The organism is Comamonas sp. JNW, from assembly GCF_003105075.1.
Classification (GTDB): Bacteria; Pseudomonadota; Gammaproteobacteria; order Burkholderiales; family Burkholderiaceae_C; genus Comamonas; species Comamonas squillarum.
This window is the reverse complement of sequence record NZ_QETI01000006.1, coordinates 234,335-256,534: the sequence shown is the minus strand read 5'-3', so window position 1 is coordinate 256,534 and position 22,200 is coordinate 234,335. Positions and strand designations below refer to the sequence as shown.

Sequence of the window (22,200 nt, the reverse complement as noted above, 5' to 3'; positions counted from 1 at the left end):
TGAAACAGCCCAGCCAGCCTCTCCCACACGAGCGAGAGAAAAGGCTGCATCGCCTAAATTCCCACTTTGCACCACCGACGCAGCAAAAAGCCCTCACAAGGAGGGCTAGAACCAAACGAGATGGCGCGGGAGGCGGCTTATTTCTCGACCCTCATGCGCTGATCCCTCTTGCGTCGCCAGGCCAGCAGACCCAAAGACGCCGTCAGGGCAGCCAGCGCGCACGCACCCAAGCCAGGAACGGCCTGTGCCACCGGGGGCGCAGCGGTGTAGCTGGGGCTCACGCTGGCGGAGCATCCGGTGCTGGCCGCGCATTCCCCGCCAACGCCAGGGCTGACTGTCGCAGTGTTGTCCAGAGAAGCCAGCCCGGTTACGGTGCCCTTCAACGTGAACACCAGGCTGGCGTTGCCTGGCAAATCAAAGCTAGTGCCTGGAGCTGCTGGCACAGGGCAGACCGCAGCACCAGCGGCAGCGGCACAGCTCCACACGGGATTCGAGATACCAGCAGGCAGCGGATCCGCCAACATCAAGCCTGTCGCATTGGCAGTCCATTCGTTCGTGACCGTGATGGCGTACTGCACCGTCTGCCCCGGCTGGTAGCTTGCTTGATCCGCTGTTTTGGTGATGCTGATGGGAGAAGTCGACGAGGCGGTATAGGGCGGAGTGACCGTCGCTGAGCAGCCCGTCGTGGCAGAACACACGCCACCGGTGCCAGGGCTGATCGTTGCGGTGTTGTCCAGACTGGCACGGCCCGTGACCGTGCCTGACAAGCTGAACACCAGGCTGGATTGCGCAGGCAAGTCAAACACCACATTGGAGGAGATCGGGCTAGGACACACCGCCGTGCCCGCGCCTGCCGAGCAGGTCCATACCGGGTTGGCCACACCGGCAGGCACTGCATCGGCCAAGCTCAGACCAGTAGCATCTACCAAGCCCTGGCTTGTCACCGTTACGCTGTAGTTGATGGTATCGCCCGGCACATAGCTGGCCTTGTCTGCCGTCTTGGTCACACTGATCGGTGATACCGAGCAGACCGACTCCCCGGCGGTGCGGGCACGCGCCAAAAAGCCTGCTGCCCACCCAGTATCTGCCGTCGTAAACACGAGGGTATTGAGGCCCGCGACCCAGCCACTGTTCAGCGTGGTGTAAACGCCGCCGCCAAACCCGTTTCCTGAAAACGGCTCAACGGCAGTGCCATTGACATAGGCCGCATTGACCAGGTCATCGCCCATGTATTCCATCTCGATGCGCAGGGCAGACGGTGGCACCTCGGGCGACAGGTTGAACTGGACCCGATAGTGGTTGTTGAATGGCGTCGGACTAGGAAGGGGACGCGGCCACCAGTTGCCGGGCCACGACTGGTTGTACGCTCCAGTCACGCCCATGAAGCCGGGACTGAGCCATTGCGCATCACCAAAATTAGCCCAGCTCCCGTCTACCGTCCCCGTCGTTCGGGCCTGCACCCAATTGGCGCCATTAGGTGGGGGCTTTTGTGGCGAACCGGTGTACTCCTGAAACTGACTCCACACCGGATCCGGCTGGGAAGTACCCAGCTTTGTGCCATTCAGAGTGCCAGTGTTGAGTTCGGAGACAAGACTGGAACACGATAGTGTAGGCGCCGTTTGCGCAAAAGAAGACAGCGCGCAGGCCGCAGCCGCAAAGACCAAAAGTTGCTTTTTCATTGCCAAGGGTGAGATAGAGGAATGGGACTCGAGGGATTTCGCAACTGGCCAGAGCTACCGCCACATCGCGGGCACTTGGCCTAGACCACACAAGAAACATATTGTCACATTTATAGCCAAATTTTGTTATAAATAGTTTCTTTTATGGTTGGATATTTCTAAGCCATTTGCTTATAAGGGCGCCTGCTCCCCCCTCACGATGGCGGGTACGCGGACAGTCGCTCAGCGCTTTCAGCCATTGCGCCGGATCTGCCGTACAGCGAAATGCAGTGGTGCCCCAAGGAGGGGATGCGCGTTTGGACGCGTGAGGCTTGCATCTAGCGCCTCTTATGACCAGACCATGGTCCATTTTCAAGCCATACGAAACCAGATAGCCAAGCCTGGGCGATGGGATCGACTAACTGAGCAAGCCAACTGCAGAGGCGGAAAGAAAGATGGAGACCCAATGGCGGTTGACCATGCGATTATTGGAATCGTCCCCCACAATCATCCAATACCATGGCGATTATTCATCTCCACCCGATTTACTACGCCCGCCCATTTGCTCATCATAAAACTGGCCCAGGCCCAGGCTGCCCACATCGCGGCGCAAATGGATATCGTAGATAAAAATCTTGTTGAATACCCGGTCCAGCCGCACATACTGGTAGGTCGCCACCGTGGTTTCGTTCACCACGAGCTTGATGGGATCCGTTCTGTACACGCCGAAATGGCTGGTGGGCTTGAGTTTTATCTTCGAAAACGGCTCTGACGACAAATACACGTAGACAGGGGTGTACATTGAGTAAATATTGTCTTTGCGAATTAGGGGGGCAACAAATACCATTACCACCCATTACCTGTGCCGCCATCAGAAATTCCGCACTGGATTCTCCCCCAGCGCGGATGGTAAATGACAGAAACGGCTACAGCGATTAACTCTGCGCTAACACTTAGCTATAATTGATAGCTATATGATATTCGATTAAATCTATTTGTGGTTAACAACAACTATCAGTTTGCAGTTGTTTGCTATTCGTGTGAAATCTGTTTTATGAGGGATGCAGCCACCGCCGCAGACCGTTGGTTGAAGCACCAGCCCCGGTGGCGCGGGGGCGGCTGTGCCAGCTGCGCTTCTACAGCGCAATATTTGCCATATTTTTATACAGTCCTGTGCTTGGCGGCCTTCAGCACCATATAGCCACAACGCATTCATTGCACTAGATAGTTAGCTTAAAAATTCATAGCAATTTCAGGCAACAGGTAGCAATTTGAGCCACAATACGGCAGTTGTCTTGCTGTGCTGGCTAAAGGTCGGCATGCCCCGGTTGTCGTAGTTCATGGCCTGCCCTCCTCCCCGTTCCGCCAAGCGCCCCGCCAAAAAGAAAAAAGCATCCAAGTCCGCCCCCGGCCTGCTGCGCGGTTATTTACGCGGCATGGTGGGCAAAGGGGCGATTGCCGCCTACAGCGCGGTCGCAGCCATCGCGTCGGCCGCCTATGTGCCGCAACTCGACCCTATCCGCCAATGGGCGGTCAGCCATAGCACTCAGTGGCTGCAGCAGCTGCCGCCGGTGCAAACGGTGCAGCACTGGGTGGAAGAGGTCCAGTCCACCGCGGCAGACTGGCAAAGCCGCTTTCTAGAGATTGCCCGGCAAAGCCGGGGCGCTGCGTCAGATGCCGGGCACGCTTCAGCCACCCCCACCCCGCCCCCTTCCAGCCAGGCGAGCAGCGATAAAGGCAGCCAGGGCTTTGCCGACTGCGCCGAGCAGCTGCCCGCCAGCGCGCCGCTCAGTGCTGCCAGTGTGGGGCGCAACTGGATGCCCGTCACCCTGTGCTCGACCGGGTTTGCGGTACTTTATTCAGGGCTGTCCAAAACGCCGATCGTCACGGTGGAGCGCTTAAGCCGCCAGCGGCTGCAAGGCGCGGCGGGCTTGCAGCGCACCGACCACTTTTATGCCGACGCACGCCTGCGCGCGGCCTACAAGGCCGAGCTATCCGATTACCAGGCCAGTGGCTATGACCGGGGCCATATGGCGCCGGCAGCGGACCAGAGCACCGCCACCGGCATGGCGCAGTCCTTTGCGCTGTCCAACATGGTGCCGCAGGACCCGACGCACAATCGCCAGGTCTGGTCCAAGCTCGAAGCGGATGTGCGCAAGTACGCCAAGCGCGCCAGCGGCAATGTCTTTGTCTATACCGGACCCTTGTTTGAGGGCCAGACCCCCACCATTGGCCGCAACCAGGTCTGGGTGCCCAGCCATTTGTACAAGCTGGTGTTTGATGAGCAGCAGCAACGCGCCTGGGCCTGGGTGCTGCCCAACCGGGGCGATGCGCAGCTGGGCGCGCCAATGAGCTATGCGCAATTTGTGCAGCGGACAGGGCGCAATTTTCTGCCCCATCTGCACTGAACCCTTTGGCTGAGCTTTAGGCGCCCGGCTTCATCCAATCGGCATGCCAGCCGCCCCCCAGCTCCTGGATGAGTTGGGCCGCTGCCAGTTGCTGGTTCAGCTGCAGCTGGATCAAGGATCGACGTGCCGACAGCGCTGTGGCCTGGGCGGTGACCACATCGGTATAGGGCACCTGGCCTTCCTTGTAGCGGTTGAGCATCTGCTGCTCGACCTTCTCGGCAGAATCGAGGCTTTGCTGCAGCAGCGGCTTTTGGGCATTGAGCGCCGCCACATTGCTTAGCACATCTTCGACCGCCTGGAACGCCGCCAGCACCGACTGGCGGTAGCTGGCCGTGCGGGCCGCATGCGCGGCGCGGGCCGAATCGACCTGCGCGGTGGTGGCGCCGGCGTTGAAAATGCTCTGGCTCAGCGATGCGCCCAGCGACCACAGCAGGCCCGAGGCGCTGAACAGGTTGCCGATGTTCGACCCCGAGCGGTTCAACGAGCCGCTCAGGCCCAGGCTCGGGTAGTAGGCCGCCTGGGCCACGCCGATCTGGGCATTGGCAGCAGCCACCGCGCGCTCGGCAGCGGCAATGTCGGGCCGGCGCTCCAGCAGGGTCGATGGCACCACGCCCGGAATCTCGGGCACGGTCACGTTCCAGGCGGCGGGCGGCAGGTCAAACTGCGCCGGCGCCTGGCCCGTCAACACGGCAATCGCATGCTCGTAGGTCTGGCGCGACTGGCGCAGGGACTCCACGCTGGCCTGGGTATTGGTTAACGTGGTCTGCGCCTGCAGCACTGCCGTGCGCGCCTCCACCCCCACGTCGTAGCGGTTCTGGGCAATCAGCAGGCTGCGCTGGTAACCCTCGATCGATTGCAGCAGGATCTGCATCTCGGCATCGGCCTCGCGCAGGCGGAAATAGTTCTGCACCAGGCTGCCCACGGCCGACAGGCGCGCAGCGGCCAGATCGGCTTCGCTCGCCTGGGCACTGCTTTGGGCGGCGCTCACCGATTCGCGCAGGCGGCCCCACAGGTCTGCATCCCAGGCGGCGCTGATGCCCAGCGAGGCACTGCCATTGCTGCTGGACTGGCTGCCACCCTGGCGCGTCTGGCCCAGGCTGCCACTGACGGTCGGCAGCAAGCCGGCCTGCTCCACGCGCAACGCGGCCTGGGCTTGCTGCACAGCGGCAGCAGCCGCGGCAATGTTCTGGTTGTGCACCTGCACCCGGGCAGCGAGCTGGTTGAGCGGCTCGTCCGCAAACAGCGTCCACCAGTCGCCCCGGTCCACCGCATCGTTGGGCTGGGCGCTTTGCCACAGCGCGCCCGCTTCCTTGAAGCTGGCTGGCGCTGGCGTGGCGGGCACCTGGTAGACGGGGGCCACCGAGCAGGCGCTCAAGAGCCCTGCGCAGCATAGCGCCAGCGCCAGGCTGCGCAGCAGGGGGGCACGAAAAGAATAGGAAAGATCAAGAGAAGGCGTCATGGCGTATCAGTGTTCCAGGGTAGGCATGCCGTCACTCGAGGCACGGCCCAGGTCACGCTCGTTGGGCGCGCGGCGGCGCAGCTTGTCCAGCAGCACATAGACCACGGGGGTGGTGACCAGGGTCAGCAATTGGCTGGCCAGCAGGCCGCCAATGATGGCGATGCCCAGCGGCTGGCGCAGCTCCGAGCCCTGGCCAAAGCCAATGGCCAGTGGCAAGGCACCCAGCGCGGCGGCCAAGGTGGTCATCAGGATGGGGCGAAAACGCAGCAGGCAGGCCTCGCGCACCGCATCGATCGCGGACAGGCCCCGCGATCGCTCGGCCTCCAGCGCAAAGTCGATGATCAGGATGGCGTTTTTCTTCACGATGCCAATGAGCAAGAACACCCCGATGAGCGCAATCACCGTGAACTGCATGTCAAACAGCATCAGCGCAATCACCGCGCCCACCCCCGCCGATGGCAGCGTGGACAATACGGTGATCGGGTGCACCAGGCTTTCATAGAGCATGCCCAGCACGATGTAGATCACGACAATCGCAGCCAGGATCAGGTAGAGCTGCTGGTTCTGCGATTTCTGAAAGCTCAGCGCCGTGCCCTGGAAGCTGCCGCGCACATTGATCGGCATGGCGATATCGGCCTCGGCCTGGGCAATCACCTGCTGGGCTTCGCTCAGCGCCACGCCTGCGTCCAGGTTGAACGATATCGTCGTCGACAGCTCACCATCCTGGTGGTTCACACTGGTGGGCGCAGGGCGCTCAAGCACCTTGGCAAAGCTCGACAGCGGCACCATGGTGGCCACGCTGGTGCTGATCACGCTGCCGGTCGATGCACTGCGCAGCGCCGGGTTGGCCGCGGTGCCCTCGGTGCCGCTCAGGTTCGATGGCACATAGATATCCTGCAGCGCCGGCGGCCCACGCGTGTATTCGGGCGCCCACTCCATGATCACCGAGTACTGGTTCAGATCGCTGTAGATGGTGGCCACCGAGCGCTGACCAAAGGCGTTGTAGAGCGCATTGTTGATGGACTTGGCATTCACCCCCAGGCGTGCTGCAGCCTGCTTGTCCACCTCGACATAGACTTCCACGCCGCTGTCGGACTGGTCGGTGTCCACGTCCTGCAGCAAGGGCTCTTGCTTGAGCCGCTCGGCCAGGCGCGTGGCCCATTTCTTCATGTCGGCGGTGTTGTCGCTCTTGAGGGTGTACTGGTAGGTCGAGTTCGACGAGCGCCCCCCCATGCGCAAATCCTGCACCGGGTTCAGAAACACGCGCAGACCGGTGATCTGCGACAGCTGCGGCCGCAGGCGCGCGACCACCTGCAGGCTGGTCACATCGCGCTCGCTCACCGGCTTGAGGTTGATGAACACAAAGCCGCCGCCCGAGCGGCTGCCGCCGGCAAAGCCCACCACCGTGTCGATGGCCGGGTCCTGCTGGATGATGGCCAGTGCCTCCTTGAGCTTGCCGGCCATCGCGGTCGACGAGATGCTCTGGTCTGCGCGCAGGCCGCCGGCGAGCTGGCCATTGTCCTGCTGCGGGAAAAAGCCCTTTTGCACATGCATGAACAAATAGCCATTCATGCCGATGACGATCACCAGGATCAGCATCACCACGGCCTTGGCATGCAAGGCCCAATCCAGGCAGCGCTCATAAACGCGCAACATCCAGTCATAGCCGCTTTCCAGCGCGCGGGCAAAGCGGCCGCGCGGCGCCGTCTCAATCGCATCCTCATTGCGCAGAAACCAGGCGCACATCATCGGCGTGGTGGTCAGCGAGATGACCAGCGAGATCATCACCGCGACCGACAAGGTCACGGCGAACTCCTTGAACAAACGGCCGATCTGCCCTTCCATGAACAGCAGCGGAATGAACACCGCCACCAGGGACAGGCTGATCGACAGCACGGTAAAGCCCACCTCGCGCGCGCCCTGCAGCGCGGCGGCCATCTTGTCCATGCCCTGCTCGATATGGCGGCTGGTGTTCTCCAGCACCACAATCGCATCATCGACGACAAAACCGGTGGCGACCGTCAGCGCCATCAGGCTCAAGTTGTTCAGGCTATAGCCCAGCAGGTACATCACGCCAAAGGTGCCCAGCAGCGACACCACGGTGGCCACCGCCGGAATCACCGTGGCGCGCGCCTTGCGGATAAAGGCGCCCACCACCAGCACCACCAGGATCACCGACACCATCAAGGTGGTCTCGATCTCGCGCAGCGACGAGCGGATCGAGTTGGTGCTGTCGCTTGCCACCTGGATCTTCACATCCTTGGGCAGCTGGGCCTGCAGCTCGGGCAGGAGCTTGCGCACGTTGTCCACGGTATTGATGATGTTGGCGCCGGGCTGGCGCGTGATCAGCACCAGGATGGCGGGCTGGCCGTTGAACAGCCCCATCGTGTAGACATTGGCCGGCCCGTCGATGACGCGCGCCACATCGCCTAGGCGGACGGCCGCATTGTCGCGCCAGCCCACCACCAGGCCCTGGTACCAGCTGGCCTTGCGCTCGGGCGCGGGGGTGTAGATCTGCAGGCGGTTGCCGCCACTCTCGATGGCGCCCTTGGGCCGGTTGGCATTGGCCGCCTGGATGGCGGCGCGCACATCCTCGGTCGCAATGCCGTAGTGGCTCAGCGCCTGGGGCAAGAGCTCGACCCGCACCGCCGGCAAGGAGCCGCCGCCGATTTCCACATCGCCCACACCATCGACCTGCGAGATGCGCTGGCTCACCACGTTGGAGACTTCGTCATACAGCTCGCCGGGGGTGCGCGTGGGCGAGGTCATCGCCAAGATGATGATCGGCGAATCCGACGGGTTCATCTTGCGGTAGGTGGGGTTGCTGCGCAGGTCAGAAGGCAGATCGGTGCGCGCTGCATTGATGGCCGCCTGCACCTCGCGCGCGGCGCCATTGATGTCGCGGTTGAGGTCAAACTGCAAGGTCACATTGGCCGAGCCGGTCGAGCTGCGCGAGGTCATCTCGTTGACACCGGCAATCACGCCCAGGTGGCGCTCCAGCGGCGTGGCCACGCTCGAGGCCATGTTCTCTGGGCTCGCGCCCGAGAGGCTGGCCGTGACCGAGATCACCGGGTAGTCCACCTGCGGCAGCGGTGCCACCGGCAGCGCAAAGAACGCGGCAATACCCGCCAATGCCATGCCAATGGTCAGCAGGACCGTTGCGACCGGGCGTTTGACAAAGGGCTGGGACAGGTTCATGCCTGCACCTCGGAATGGCTTCCATCCGCAGTACCGGCTTGGCGGCGGCCAAAGCGGGCACCCAGGCGGTCAAACACCAGGTAGATCACCGGCGTGGTGAACAAGGTCAGCAACTGGCTGAGCATCAGCCCGCCAAAAATGGCCAGGCCCAGCGGGCGGCGCAGCTCGGCGCCCTCGCCCCAGCCAAACATCAGCGGCAGCGCGGCAAACAAGGCGGCCAAGGTCGTCATCAAGATGGGCCGAAAGCGCAGCAGCGCGGCCTGGTGGATGGCCTCTTGCGGTGCCATGCCCTGGTTGCGCTCGGCATCGATCGCAAAGTCGATCATCATGATCGCGTTCTTCTTGACGATGCCGATCAGCAAGATGATGCCGATGATGCCGATCACGCCCAGGTCGTTGCCGCTGATCATCAGCGCCAGCAAGGCGCCCACGCCGGCCGATGGCAGGGTCGAGAGAATGGTGAGCGGGTGCACATAGCTCTCGTACAGCACGCCCAGCACGATGTAGACGCAGACCAGCGCCGCCAAAATCAAGACCAGCTGGCTGGTGAGCGAGTTCTGGTAGGCCGCCGCTGCGCCCAGGAACTCCATGGTCAGCGACGCGGGCATGCCGATGTCCTTGGCCGCCTGCTTGATGGCATCGACCGCATGGCCCAGCGACACGCCAGGCGCCGTGTCAAAGCCCAGGGTGGCGGCCGGGTACTGCGACACGCGGGTCACCTGCAGCGGCGCCATCTGCTCCTCGATCTTGGCAATCGCCGACAGCGGCGTAGCGCCCGTGCTGCTGGCATTGATGGCCAGGTTGCCCAGGGTCTGCACGCTGTTGAGCTGCTCCTGCTGCGCCTCCAGAATCACCCGGTACTGGTTGGTCTCCGTGAAGATCGTCGAGACAATGCGCTGGCCAAAGGCGCTGTAGAGGCTGTCATCGATGCTGCTGGCGCTGATGCCCAGGCGCGATGCGGTATCGCGGTCCACATTCACATAGGCCGACAGGCCCTTGCGCCCGGCGTCGCTCGTGGCATTGCGCACCTGGGCCACATTCTGCAGCTGGCTGACGAGCTTTTGCGTCCAGTCATTGACCTGGTCGGTGTTCACGCCGCCGATCGACAGGCGGTATTCGGTAGGGCCGGTTTGCGAGTCGATGGTCAGGTCCTGCGAGGGCTGCAGAAAAATGCGCACCCCCGCCACCTGGCTCACCCGCTCGCGCAGGCGCTGCATCACCTCATCCTGCGCATCATGCGGCCGGGTCAGGTTGATCGACAGGCTGCCGGTGTTGAGCATGGTGTTGTTGGCCGCATCCACGCCCACCACCGAGCTGACCGAGGCGACATCCTTGTCCTGCAGGATGGCGCTCACGGCCTGCCGCTGCAGGTTGCTCATGCGGGCAAAGGACACTTCTTGCGCCGCCTCGATCTGCGCCTGCAGCTGGCCGGTGTCCTGCGTCGGGAACAGGCCCTTGGGGATGGCCAGGTAGAGCAGGCCCGTCAGCACCACGGTGGCCACGGCCACGACCAGGGTCAGCGCCTGGTGGCGAAACACCCAGTGCAGCCCCCGGTCGTAGTGGTGGATCACCTTGTCGAAACCGCGCTGCACCGAGCTGGCCCAGCCGCGCGTGTGCGCGCTGGTGTCCTCTTGCTTGAGCCAGCGCGCCGACATCATCGGCACCAAGGTGAGCGAGACCACTGCCGAGATTAGGATGGTGATCGCCAGGGTCACCGCAAATTCGCGGAACAGACGCCCGACGATGTCGCCCATGAAGAGCAACGGAATCAGCACCGCGATCAGCGACACGGTCAGCGAGATGATGGTAAAGCCGATTTGCGCGGCGCCCTTCAAGGCAGCGGCCATCGGCGTCTCGCCCTCCTCGATGTAGCGCGCAATGTTCTCGATCATCACGATTGCATCGTCGACGACAAAGCCGGTGGCAATGGTCAGCGCCATCAGGCTCAGGTTGTTCAGGCTGTAGCCCAGCAGGTACATGGCCCCGCAGCTGCCGATCAGCGAGATGGGCACGGCCAGGCTCGCAATCACCGTGGCGCGCAGGCTGTGCAGGAAAAAGAAGATCACCAGCACCACCATCACCACGGCCAGCGCCAGCTCCATCTGCACATGCTCGACCGAGGCGCGGATGCCGGTGGTGCGGTCGGTAAGCACCTTGACCTCGACCGAGGCGGGCAAGGAGGCGGTGAGCTCGGGCAGGCGCTGCTTGATCGCGTCCACCGTCGCAATCACATTGGCGCCGGGCTGGCGCTGCACGTTCAAGATGATCGCGGGTGTCTCATCGACCCAGGCGGCGAGCCGGTCGTTCTCGGCGCTCGCCACCACGCGCGCCACATCCTTCATCATCACCGGGGCGCCGTCCTTCCAGGACACCACCAGGTTCATGTAGTCGGCAGCGGTCAGCAGCTGGTCGTTGCTGTTGATCGAGTACGAGCGCTTGGGGCCATCAAAACTGCCTTTGGCGGTGTTGGAATTGGCATTGCTGATGGCAGTGCGCAGGCTGCTCAGGGTGATGCCATTGGCCGCCAGCGCCTGGGTGTTGGCCTGGATGCGCATCGCAGGCTTTTGCCCGCCCTCCAGGCTGACCAGCCCCACGCCGGTGACCTGGCTGATCTTCTGCGCCAGGCGCGTATTGACGATGTTCTGCACCTCGGTGAGCGGCAGCTCCTTGGAGGTGATGGCCAGGCTCATCACCGGCGTGTCGGCCGGATTGACCTTGGCATAAATCGGGGGCGCGGGCAGGTCGGCCGGCAGCAGCGCGCTGCTGGCGTTGATGGCCGCCTGCACTTCTTGCTCGGCCACATCCAGCGACAAGCCCAGCTGGAACTGCAAGGTCACGATGGACACGCCCGCTGCGCTGGTCGATGCCATGCGGTCCAGGCCGGACATCTGGCCGAGCTGGCGCTCGAGCGGCGCACTCACCGTGCGGCTCATCACCTCGGGGCTGGCCCCCGGGTACAGGGTCTGCACCTGGATCGTCGGGTAATCCACCTCGGGCAGCGCCGACAGCGGCAGCAGCCGAAAGCCCACCAGACCGGTCAGCACGATGGCGAGCATCAGCAAGGCCGTCGCTACCGGCCGCTGGATAAAGGGACGGGAAGGACTCATCGCTCAGCCCGCCTTATGGGTTGGCGCGCTGGGCGGGTTGCACGGTGGTGGCCGCTGGCGCCATGCCCTTGGGCACATCCTCCGGTTTGATCGCCGGTGCGGTCTGGCCGGATGGCGTGGAAGGGGTTGATCCACCTGAACCGCTGGCGCCACCTGAACCACTGGCGCCACCGGCAGCCTGGTCCGGGTTCACCGCAGGGGCTGCGGCGCTGGGCTGGCCGGCATTGGGCTCGACGGCAGCGCCGCCGCCACCAGTGCCCGCAGCCACACCATTACCTGCCGCACCGGGTGCGCCCGATGCGGGGCCACCGTTAGCGCCGCGGCGCCCGCCGCCCTCGCGCCCACCGCCCTCACGGGGGCCGCGCCGGCCACTGCTGGCGCCATGGGCCTGCGTGGGGGTGTCGCCTTGCAGGGCGACCACTGCGCCATCCTTCAAGCGGTCGGCGCCCTCGGTCACTACCAACTCGCCTTCCTTGAGGCCGGAGTTGATGGCCACCCATTCGACCGTGCTCATGCCCCGGATGACGGTGCGCTGGGTCACGGTGCGGTCCGCATTGATCACATAGACAAAATCGCCATTGCCGCCGGTGCGGATGGCGGTGACCGGCACCACCAGCGCGCTCTCGTCCTTCAAGGTCAGGCGGGTGTTGACAAACTGGTTGGGAAAGAGCGAGCCGTCGCTGTTGTCGAACCGGGCCTTGGCCTTGACGGTGCCCGTGGCGGTATCGACCAGGTTGTCCAAGGTCAGGAATACGCCCTGGGCCAAGGTCTTGTTGCCCGCGCGGTCCAGCGCTGCCACCGGTAGCCGGGCATCGGTCTTTTGCGCGCCCAGCACCGCGGGGATATGGTCTTGCGGCACGGTAAAGCTCACATCGATCGGCGCAATCTTGGTGATGACGGCGATGCCGGTGGTGCCGCCCGCGCTGATGTAGTTTCCCGCATCCATCGTGCGCAGACCGATGCGGCCATCGATGGGTGAGGTAATGCTGGCATAACCCAGATTGAGCTGGGCGGTCTGCACCTGGGCCTGGTCGGTGAGCACCGTGCCTTCGAGCTGCTTGGCCAGCGCGGCCTGCGTGTCCAGGTCCTGGCGGGCAATCGAATCCTGGTCCCACAAGGTCTGGTAGCGCTTGAGCGTCACGCGCGCGGCATCGAGCTGCGCCTGGTCGCGTGCCAACTGGCCCTTGGCCTGCTGCAGCGCTTGCTCAAATGGGCGCGGATCAATCTGGGCGAGCTTCTGGCCCTTCTTGACCATCTGGCCTTCGGTGAACAGCACATCGCGCAGAATGCCCGAGACCTGGGTGGTCAGGGTCACCGTGGTGGTGGGCACCACCGTGCCCATCGCCGTCAGGGTGACGGGCAGCGTTTGGCGCTTGGCCGCCGCGCTGCCCACGGTGACGGCCATCGCGCGCATCGCGCCAGGGCCCATGCCAGGAGGGCCGCCTGCGCCCGGTGGGCCGCCCATGCCGGGCGCGCCCGCTGCCATGCCGCTCGGGTTCTTCTTGATTTGCACCAGGTACCAGGCCCCACCTGCCAGCCCCGCCACCAGCACGATGGCGATCGTCGAGCCCAGCCAGCGGCTGCGGCGCTTGGGTGCTGCTGCAGCACCGGGTTTCAGCCCGGCGTCTGCCGCGCCGGGGGTTGGGGTGGGACGGGTGGAATTATTGGAGTTATGGTCCATGGCAGCAATCGGTAGAGGTGAGTTACAGCAGCGGCCTGGGGCAAAGCTCCACCATCGGCACCTGCATGTAAAGAATGACCGCATCCTAGTGCAGCCATGTTGCACCTGCCCTGTACCGACTGCGAAGATAAGTAAACGCCACCGCCGCCAGCCCCGAGTCTACTGAGATTCCGTGGCAGCACGCCGTTGGCAAGGCTGTTGGACGCGCAGGTTTTTTGCGGTGCGGTTGCTTCGCTGCCTGCAGCCGCCCATCGCCATTCCTGGCGCAGCAAAGCGCAAGCCAGCCAACATGCGCGCAGCGCCCCACCAGCTTGCGGATCACCCCAGGCCTGCGCGTCGCGCGGCAGTCGCGCGTTGTCCCCAATGCACGGGCACAATGCTGTGGAAAGCTGTGAAGAAGCTTGTAGATAAGCAAGGCAAGCCGCTGATTTCTAAGCCAAATGCCAACCATGCTCAAAATTGAGGCATATGGGGCCTGGGCGCGTCATTCGCGCAGTTTCAACGCGCCTGCACTACTGGCCCTGGCCTCTTCTGGCACTGGAACGCCGCTATTTCAGCGCATCACCGCGTTGTCCCCAGTCCGTGGGCACAATGCTGTGGAAAGCTCTGTGCACAGCTGTAGATAAGCCACCCAAATCGTTGAAAATAAAACAAAAAGAGTGCCATGATGAAAAAAAAGGCAGCCTGCTTGGACTGCCTGGGGTGTCGCTGCTCGGCGCAGGTGGGGTGGGGATCAGGCATCGTCGCGCTTGATCAGCTGCAGGCCCTGCGCCGTAATGGTGAGATGGCCATCGCGCTGCTCGACCAAGCCGCGCTCGAGCAAACGCTTGGAGACATGCGCATGCAGCGCATCCTCCACCGAGATCGGTTCGCCCAGCTCCAGCTTCTTCAGCACGGCCAGCTCATCGACCGTGGGTTCATACACGGGGGCGTGGTAGGCGGTATGGGTGTGGGCAGCGTTGGTAGACAACATGGCAACTCCTTCTAAGGTTGCGATGCGTGCGTGTAGGCCTCGGGCTCGCTCGGGGTCTGCGCGTTGGCGCATCTGATCAATGAATGCCACGAAGCGTAAGGCGGTTTTTGGCAGGCGCCTGTAGGCGAATACCGCCAGCCTATCGCGACCGGATGCAGCATTGCATAACTTTACGCCCGCGCTGCCCGGGCTTTACAGCCGGCGCAGCGTGCGGCAGCGCACCAGGCTTCAGCGCAGCTTAGCGTGTCGGCCAGCTTCCCAATTGGTAGGCGCTGTCCCAGAACATCCATTCGAGCTCAGCGCTGTAGCGGTAGGCCTCGGCCATGCGCGTGCGCGTGGCCGAGTCAGCGGATTCGGCCACACGGTCGATCGTGGCGATGACGCCGCGCACCGCCGCATGAAACTCCTCACTGGCGTAGGTATCCACCCAGGCCTGGTAGGGGTTGCCCGGCTGGGAGCGGGCATGGATGTCGCGCCCCACTTCGGCATAGATCCAAAAGCAGGGCAAGAGCCCGGCCAGCGCCACCGGGTAACTCTGCGACCAGCTGTTGGCCAGCAAAAAGCTCGTGTAGTGGTGGCAGGCCGGCGTCAGTGGCGTGGCGGCAAAGTGCTGCGGCGTAATGCCGAAGTCGCGCATAAAGCCATCGTGCAGCTTGCGCTCCTCGGCCACCGCCTCATTGGCGGCATTGGCAAACTGCACCACGCCTTCTGCCTGGTCGGCCTTGGCGGCAGCGACGGCCAGCGCACGGCCATAGGCCACCAGGTAATGCGCATCCTGGATCATGTAATGGCGAAAGCGCTCGACCGACAAGCTGCCTGCCGCCAGCTCGCGGTTGAAGGGATGGTCCAAGGTGCGCTGGTACAGCGCCTGGTTGGCTTGCCACAAGGCCTGGCAAAACGACACGCAAACTCCTCAAGAGATCGGGGATAAGCGCTGATTGTCGGCCAGCGCCGGGCCGCTGGGCAGTATCCAACCCCAGAACAGCCAGGGCATACATGCAGCGCAGAACCGGCTACGATCCATCCACTGCAGTCCCTGGACCTTCAACCGAACCTGCCCATGCCCAGCCCCACGCCCTTGTTGACCGCCGCCCAGCAGCAAGCCCTGCAGGCCGTGCAACGCCGTGGCGGCCCGGTGCGCGAGCACGCACTTGCACCCGCTTCGATTCACGTTCACTTTCATGCCGACTGGATCGTGCAAGGCCAGCCGCTGCTGGCGCTGCTGTGCCAGCAAGGCCGCTACCTGTCGCAGTTTGAGAGCGGCCGCAGCAATGGCAGCTACAGCCCCCAGCCCCAGGGCGAGCGCTGGCAGTGGGAGGACCAGCAGTTTGCGGGCGCCTACAACCACGCCGATCCCGCCGAGCGGCCGGTGTACGGCGCCGTCGATCTGGCGCCCTTGGGCCACCCCAGCCACCAGGGTTATGGCGCCGCGCCCCGCTTTGGATCGGCGTATCTGCAGCTGCACCGCGCCGCCACCGCGCGCAGCAGCTTTTGCGACCCCGACAGCTACTGGCAGCCCCGCCATGTCGGGCTGTGGCAGCAGATGGACTGGCAGCAGCTGCAATGCCTGCAACTGGCCGACCCGCTGGACCACTATGTCGAGGCCCAGCTGCATGGCGGCCTGGTGCTGGCGCGCGATGTGGCGGCCATCTGGCTCGACCCCTGCTACCGCAATACGCCGCTGGCGCAAGCCGTGCAGACTTCCGGTCTGCCCTTGCGCTTTCACGCCGGCTACCGGCTGCTGGCTGACCAACTGGCGCAAGCCAGCCTGTACCGGGGCGCCGAGGTGGCCGAGGTGCTGGCCGATATGCTGCAGCATGCGCCAGGTGGGCTCACCCCAGCCGATCTGGGCCAGGCCCAGGCCTGCCATCGCTACCCGGCAGCACTGCTGAAAAAGGCCTGGCATTGCATAGCCCACCTGGGCAGGCAGTCGGGTTAGAGCCGCATCACCGATAATCGCTGCTTTTGTCGGCGCAGGCACTCAATTGAGAGGCCCAGCCATCTTCCGGATCCGCATGCCTTCTCCCGCTCCCTCCCACCTGTTCGATACCGTCATCATTGGCGCAGGCGCTGCCGGCCTGTTTTGTGCGGCGCAGGCGGGCCAGCGCGGGCTCAAGGTACTGCTGATTGACCATGCGGCCAAGGTCGCAGAGAAGATCCGCATCTCGGGCGGCGGGCGCAGCAACTTCACCAACCGCGATCTGGATGTGCGCCAGCCGCACCGGCACTTTGTCGGCCAGAACCCGCAGTTCTGCCGCTCGGCACTGTCGCGCTTTGGGCCGGCCGAATTTGTCGCGCTGGTCGACAAGCACGGCATTGCCCACCACGAAAAGCACAAGGGCCAGCTGTTTGCGGACCATTCGGCCGAAGACATCATCGCGATGCTGCTGGCCGAGTGCCGCGCGGGCGAGGTGACCCACTGGCAGCCCTGCGCTGTCAACGCCGTTGCGGCGCTGGATGCCGATGCCCAAGGCCAGCGCTTTCAGGTCAGCACCGCCCAGGGCACGGTGCACTGCCGCCACCTGGTGGTTGCCACCGGCGGCCTGTCCATCCCCAAGATTGGTGCCACCGACCTGGGCTACCGCCTGGCCCAGCAGTTTGGTCTGGCACTGGTGCCGCGTGTGCCAGGCCTTGTGCCGATGACCTTCGATGGCAGTGCCTGGGCGCCCTATGCGCAGCTGGCGGGCCTGGCCTTGCCGGTGGTAATTGGCACCGGCAGCAAGAAAAACCGCATGACATTCAACGAAGACCTGCTGTTCACGCACCGGGGCCTGTCGGGGCCGGCCATCCTGCAGATCTCGAGCTACTGGACGCCCGGCACACCCATCGACATCAACCTGGTGCCTGAGGTGGATGTGGCCGAGCAGCTGCTGTCGGCCAAGCAGCGCTCGCGCAAGCTGATTGCCAATGCGCTGGCCAGCCTGGTGCCCGCGCGCCTGGCCGATGCCTGGGTGGCGCAGGATGCCGAATGGCAGCGCCCGATTGCCGAGGCGAGTGACAAGGCCCTGCTGCGCCTGGCCGAGCGCCTGACGCGCTGGGAGCTGACCCCCACCGGCACCGAAGGCTATAGAAAGGCCGAGGTCACCGTGGGCGGTGTGGACACGCGCGAGCTGTCGCAGCAAACGATGGAGGCCAAGAAGGTGCCGGGCCTCTACTGCATTGGCGAGGTGGTGGATATCACCGGCTGGCTGGGCGGCTACAACTTTCAATGGGCCTGGGCCAGTGCGGCCGCCTGCGCAGCGGGCATGGCAGAAAGCCAATAACAGCAGGCAAGGCAAGATGCAGGAGAGCAACAGCGCAGGTCTGGCTCCCCGCTTGCAAACCGCGACCCTCTTGCTTTTGGATCAAAAGCCGGATATAATCTCCCCTCTTTGCTGGCAAAGCCCTGTCTGCCAATACTAGTCAATATGACAGGGCAAAACCGCCATTCAAGGCTTTGGGGCGCGATCTTCCCCAAAACCCGCTGTTGGCACCAATGGAAACATTAGCTAATGACGACTATCCGTGTAAAAGAAAACGAACCCTTTGACGTTGCGCTGCGCCGCTTCAAGCGCACCATCGAAAAACTGGGCCTGCTGACCGACCTGCGCGCTCGCGAGTTCTACGAAAAGCCAACTGCTGAGCGCAAGCGCAAGAAGGCTGCTGCCGTCAAGCGCCACTACAAGCGCGTTCGCAGCATGCAACTGCCCAAGAAGCTGTACTGATCGCAGCTCTCACAGGCCTGACGCAATTTGCCCAGGCTGTGACACCACCCGCGCTCGGGACGCCAGGCGCGGGTTTTTTGTTTTCTGGCCATCGCCAGATTTTTCAGGCAGACCGCTGCTTGCGTCGACGGCCTGCCAACAGGAGCCTATTATGAGCTTGAAAGCACAAATCACCGAAGACATGAAGAACGCGATGCGCGCCAAGGACACCGAACGCCTGGGCACCATCCGCTTGCTGCAAGCTGCGATGAAGCAGAAGGAAGTCGATGAGCGCGTCGAGCTCGATGACGCGATGGTGATCGCCATCGTCGACAAGATGATCAAGCAGCGCAAGGACAGCATCGCGGCATTTGAAACTGCCGGCCGCCAGGACCTGGCCGACAAGGAAAAGTCGGAAATCGAGGTCATCAAGGCCTACCTGCCAGAGCGCATGTCCGCCGAAGAAGTGACCGCTGCGGTCCAGGCCATCGTGGCGGAACTGGGCGCCTCGGGCCCTGGCGACATGGGCAAGGTCATGGGCGCCGTCAAGACCCAGCTGGCGGGCAAGGCGGACATGGGCCAGGTCTCTGCCGCCGTGAAGGCTGCACTGGCCCCCTGATCGCCGGGAGGCAGGCCCCGGGTACGGGGCTGCCCGGAAGACAAACATCAAAAAAACCACTGCAGCACCGAGCGGCAATGGTTTTTTTGTGGGCGCTTTGCCGCTCAGTGGAGGCAGCGCTGGCGCATGCGGCGCAGGCCCAGCGCAGCGGCCCCGCCCAGCAGCAGCGACATCAGCAGCTGACCCGCCAGCGATACCGTAGGTACCGCCACCGGCGCGGGCAACGGTGTCGGGTCTGGATCCGGAGTGGGGTCAGGGTCTGGAGTCGGGTCAGGCGTGGGATCGGGCGCAGGTGGGTCCACATCGATGGTGTTGCTGTAGACCTCATCCTCGTCCTCACTGCTGCAAGGCGCGCTGCTGCTGCACTGGGCCGCATCGCTCACCCGGGCCAGATTGCGAACATGCGCAGGTGCCGTGGCCGTGATCCGGGCCAGTACCGCATAGCGCACGGTTTCGCCGCCTGCCAGCGTCACGCCGGTGCAACCCGATGGGCTGCAGACACCTGCGGCGCTGTGGCCCCCAACCTCGGTCGCAACAATCTCGGTCACCACCATGCCGCTGGGCACATCGTCCCATTGCAGCTCTACGGGCATGCCGCCTTCATTGCTCAGCGTCACCACATAGCGCGTGCTGCTGCCTTCCAGCACCTGGCTCACGCCATTGCTTTTGAGCACGGTGATATGGGCGGGGGCCAGCACATCAGTGCGCGCCTGGGCACAGCTGTCGGCAGGCAGGCAGGCAGCGCCCGGCACAGGCGGCTCGCTGCCCCCCAGCGGATCGATGGCGGCATGGTTGGTGATGCTGCCGGCCTGCGCTGGCGCGATGGCATGCAAGCCAAAGGCAACATGGCCGCCTTGCTCCAGCGCGGCATCCAGCACCAGCTCGCACTCCAGCGGCTCGCCACTACAGACCGCCGATGCCACACCGGCACCGGGCGAGGCACCCGTCAGGCGCATGCCATCGGGCAGGGCCTCAGCGACCACCAGCGTTTGCCCGGCGGCAACGGCCGTCTGGCCGCTGTTGCCAATGCGGAACTGGTAGTCCAGCGCCTGGCCCGCTTCCACCGTTGCCGCGGCCGTCTTGCTCAGCGTCAGATGCACGGGGCTGCGCAGAGAGTCGGTATCCGTCACTGTGCAGGGGGATGCTGCCGTGCAGTTCGCCCCCGTCAGCGTGGCCGTATTGCTGACCGTGGCATCGGCACGGCCCTCCACCAGCGCCGTGACCCGCGCCCGCACCTGGTAGCTGACGCTGGCGTTGGCGGCAACCGTGATGCCGTTGCAGCCCATCGGTGCCTGCAGGCTGCAGCTGCCGGCATCACTGGGCGCTGCGGCCGCCAGCGGCGTGATGGCCTCAATCTCCATGCCTTGGGGGCTGTCCAGCCAGGCGAGGCCGGCAGCGGGCATGCCACCGCTGTTGGTAATGGTGACGGTATAGCTGCTGCTGGCGCCTTCGGTCAGCGTATCGACACCATTGCTCTTGTGGATGCTGACAGCGGCTGGCAGCACGATGGCATCGCGGTCCTCGGCGCTGCAGCTGTTGCCGCCGCTGCAGGTCGCGCCACTCAAGGTCACCGCATTGCGAGCGCTGTCCACACCCACCTCGCCGGTGACGGTTGCCTGCACCGCATAGACAATCGATTCGCCAGCCGCAACGGCGATATCCGAGCAACCACTGACGGTGCATAGGCCGGCCTCGCTGTTGGCGCCCACCGTCGTGGCGCTGACGCGCTCAATATTGAGGCCCACCGGGCTCTCTGCCCAACGCAGGCCCGCAGCTGCACTGCCGCCGGTGTTGCGCACAACCACCTGGTAGACCGTGCTGGCACCCTGGGCCAGTACATCTACGCCATTGCTCTTGCTGATCTGCATATTGGCCGCCGTCACCACCTGGTCGGTATCGGTGCTGGCGCAGCCGCTCACCCGCTCGCTGGTGCAGGTGCCGCCTTGCACGACGGCCTTGTTGCTGACCGAGGCGCCTGCGGCTATGGCAGCATTCACTTTTGCGCTGACGATGTAGACGATGGATTGGCCCGCAGCCAAGGTGATGCCGGTGCAGCCCGTGGTGCTGCAGGTTCCCGCCACACTACCGGCCCCCACGCTGCCCGCGCGGATGCCACTGACCGCCAGGCCGCTGGGCACATCGCTCCAGCTCAGGCCCGAGAACGTGGTCGCAGCGCTGTTGCTCAGGGTCACGCTGTAGGTGGTCTCGGCGCCCACGGTCAGGCGGTCCGCCCCATTGGTCTTGACCACACTGACCGAGTCGGCGGCCACGATCAGATCCGCATCGCTGCTGCTGCAACTGGCGGGACTGCCGTTGCTGCAGTTGGCGCCGTTCACAACGGCGGTGTTCGATGCCATCGTACCCACCAAGCCGGTCACCTCCGCCTCCACGCGGTACGTGATCGATGCACCCGGCGCCAGGCGCAGGCCCGTGCAGCCACTGCTATTGCAGACACCGGCATCGCTGCCCGCGCCCACGGCACCGGCCTCAATACCCAGCACGCGCAGGCCTCGGGGCAGATCCTGCCAGGAGACATCGCTGGCCAGCGAGCCGCCGGTATTGCTGATCGTCACGGTGTAGACCGTGCGGCCGCCTGCGGTCACGGCTGCGGCCGCATTGGTCTTTTGCACGCTCAAGGCCGCCGGGGTGCTCACGGCCTCCTGGTTGTAGGCAACAAAGGCAATGTCGGAGTCGCCGCTCAAGGCCTGCACAAAGCCAGCCACCCGGCCCATGTTCTGCGGCGTGATGCCAAAGTCGGCGAAATAGTAAGCACGTATGCGCAGATCACGGCTGCCATCACCGACCGAGGACTTGGTGTGGTTGGGGTTCCAGAACTGCCAGTTCTGCCGGGCGACGACCGGCACGCTGCTGAGCGCGATGCTGACGCTGTTCCCCACGACCGCGCCCGTGTCGTCGATGAAATAAAAGGTGTCGGTCTTGCTCGATGGCTGACCGACCTGGGTGACCAGCACATCGGGCACATCATCCGTCGTGGACTCGGGATTGCCCACGCTCGCACTGAAGCGCAGCGAGCTCGCCGGGATATTGAACAAGGCCGTGCTGAGATCGAGCCCATGCACGCCATCAGACAGGTAGGAGGCCCGGGTCTTGGAGATGTCGTAGCTGGCGCTCTGGGCGATGGCATTGAGACCACCCGTAGCCGGGAGCGAGCTGGCGTTGGGCGTAAAGCCCTGGAAGACCGCCGGCTCAAAAGCCCCGGTCAGCACCGCATCATTGACCCCGGTCGAGTAGCGCACGCCCCCGGCCGTGAACGCCAGCAGATCGTTGTTCCCATTGGCTGCAGGCGCCGTGGCGGCGTTGCTGGTACTGGCCGTCCAGCGGTTGCCGTTGAAGCTACCCCAGACAGCAGTCACATTGTCTGCCGCATGTGCCACGCCCTGCCCCAACGCCAAG

At 64.1% G+C, this 22,200-nt stretch carries 14 protein-coding genes; 5 read left to right on the top strand and 9 right to left on the bottom strand.

Annotated features, from left to right (window positions below; translation table 11 throughout):
- Positions 1 to 137: 137 nt before the first annotated feature.
- On the bottom strand, positions 138 to 1,679 hold the full coding sequence (locus tag DCO45_RS11470) for a DUF11 domain-containing protein (RefSeq protein ID WP_116925947.1): 1,542 nt from the start codon (positions 1,677 to 1,679) through the stop codon (positions 138 to 140).
- Between the two features lie 505 nt (positions 1,680 to 2,184).
- Positions 2,185 to 2,460 carry a hypothetical protein gene (locus tag DCO45_RS11465; RefSeq protein ID WP_116925946.1) on the bottom strand — a complete coding sequence of 92 codons (276 nt, stop codon included), beginning with the start codon at positions 2,458 to 2,460 and terminating at the stop codon, positions 2,185 to 2,187.
- A gap of 538 nt (positions 2,461 to 2,998) precedes the next feature.
- On the opposite strand from DCO45_RS11465, the gene DCO45_RS11460 reads away from it, so the two are divergent.
- Entirely contained in the window at positions 2,999 to 4,066 is a 1,068-nt protein-coding gene (locus DCO45_RS11460; protein ID WP_116925945.1) for a DNA/RNA non-specific endonuclease, read from the top strand.
- Between the two features lie 16 nt (positions 4,067 to 4,082).
- Here the strand turns inward: DCO45_RS11460 and DCO45_RS11455 are convergent, their stop codons facing one another.
- The 6 genes from DCO45_RS11455 to tenA form a co-directional block, all read right to left on the bottom strand.
- Complete coding sequence (locus tag DCO45_RS11455) at positions 4,083 to 5,525, bottom strand: efflux transporter outer membrane subunit (protein WP_116925944.1); 1,443 nt, start codon at positions 5,523 to 5,525, stop codon at positions 4,083 to 4,085.
- A gap of 6 nt (positions 5,526 to 5,531) precedes the next feature.
- Positions 5,532 to 8,723, bottom strand: coding sequence for an efflux RND transporter permease subunit (locus DCO45_RS11450; protein ID WP_116925943.1), 3,192 nt, complete (start codon positions 8,721 to 8,723; stop codon positions 5,532 to 5,534).
- Positions 8,720 to 11,830, bottom strand: coding sequence for an efflux RND transporter permease subunit (locus tag DCO45_RS11445; protein WP_116925942.1), 3,111 nt, complete (start codon positions 11,828 to 11,830; stop codon positions 8,720 to 8,722). The genes DCO45_RS11450 and DCO45_RS11445 overlap by 4 nt, the downstream gene beginning before the upstream one ends.
- Before the next feature lie 13 nt (positions 11,831 to 11,843).
- The gene (locus tag DCO45_RS11440) at positions 11,844 to 13,511 is read right to left on the bottom strand and encodes an MdtA/MuxA family multidrug efflux RND transporter periplasmic adaptor subunit (RefSeq protein WP_116925941.1); all 1,668 of its coding nucleotides are present in this window, start codon (positions 13,509 to 13,511) and stop codon (positions 11,844 to 11,846) included.
- 733 nt (positions 13,512 to 14,244) lie between these two features.
- On the bottom strand, positions 14,245 to 14,484 hold the full coding sequence (locus tag DCO45_RS11435) for a hypothetical protein (RefSeq protein WP_116925940.1): 240 nt from the start codon (positions 14,482 to 14,484) through the stop codon (positions 14,245 to 14,247).
- Between the two features lie 238 nt (positions 14,485 to 14,722).
- The gene (tenA, locus tag DCO45_RS11430; RefSeq protein WP_116925939.1) at positions 14,723 to 15,388 is read right to left on the bottom strand and encodes a thiaminase II; all 666 of its coding nucleotides are present in this window, start codon (positions 15,386 to 15,388) and stop codon (positions 14,723 to 14,725) included.
- A gap of 156 nt (positions 15,389 to 15,544) precedes the next feature.
- Here tenA and DCO45_RS11425 point away from each other — a divergent pair, with 156 nt between their 5' ends.
- From DCO45_RS11425 to DCO45_RS11410, 4 genes are all read left to right on the top strand, one after another.
- Positions 15,545 to 16,423 (top strand): DUF3626 domain-containing protein, encoded by an 879-nt coding sequence (locus tag DCO45_RS11425; protein WP_116925938.1) that lies wholly within the window; start codon positions 15,545 to 15,547, stop codon positions 16,421 to 16,423.
- A 76-nt stretch (positions 16,424 to 16,499) separates the two neighbouring features.
- Positions 16,500 to 17,747, top strand: coding sequence for an NAD(P)/FAD-dependent oxidoreductase (locus DCO45_RS11420; RefSeq protein ID WP_116925937.1), 1,248 nt, complete (start codon positions 16,500 to 16,502; stop codon positions 17,745 to 17,747).
- 228 nt (positions 17,748 to 17,975) lie between these two features.
- On the top strand, positions 17,976 to 18,188 hold the full coding sequence (gene rpsU, locus DCO45_RS11415) for a 30S ribosomal protein S21 (protein WP_007833691.1): 213 nt from the start codon (positions 17,976 to 17,978) through the stop codon (positions 18,186 to 18,188).
- Positions 18,189 to 18,339: 151 nt separating this feature from the next.
- Positions 18,340 to 18,786 carry a GatB/YqeY domain-containing protein gene (locus DCO45_RS11410; protein ID WP_021027649.1) on the top strand — a complete coding sequence of 149 codons (447 nt, stop codon included), beginning with the start codon at positions 18,340 to 18,342 and terminating at the stop codon, positions 18,784 to 18,786.
- 104 nt (positions 18,787 to 18,890) lie between these two features.
- Here DCO45_RS11410 and DCO45_RS11405 read toward each other — a convergent pair whose 3' ends face one another.
- A complete protein-coding gene (locus DCO45_RS11405; protein ID WP_165841182.1) occupies positions 18,891 to 22,160 on the bottom strand; it encodes a DUF11 domain-containing protein in 3,270 nt (1,089 codons plus the stop codon).
- Positions 22,161 to 22,200 lie beyond the last annotated feature (40 nt).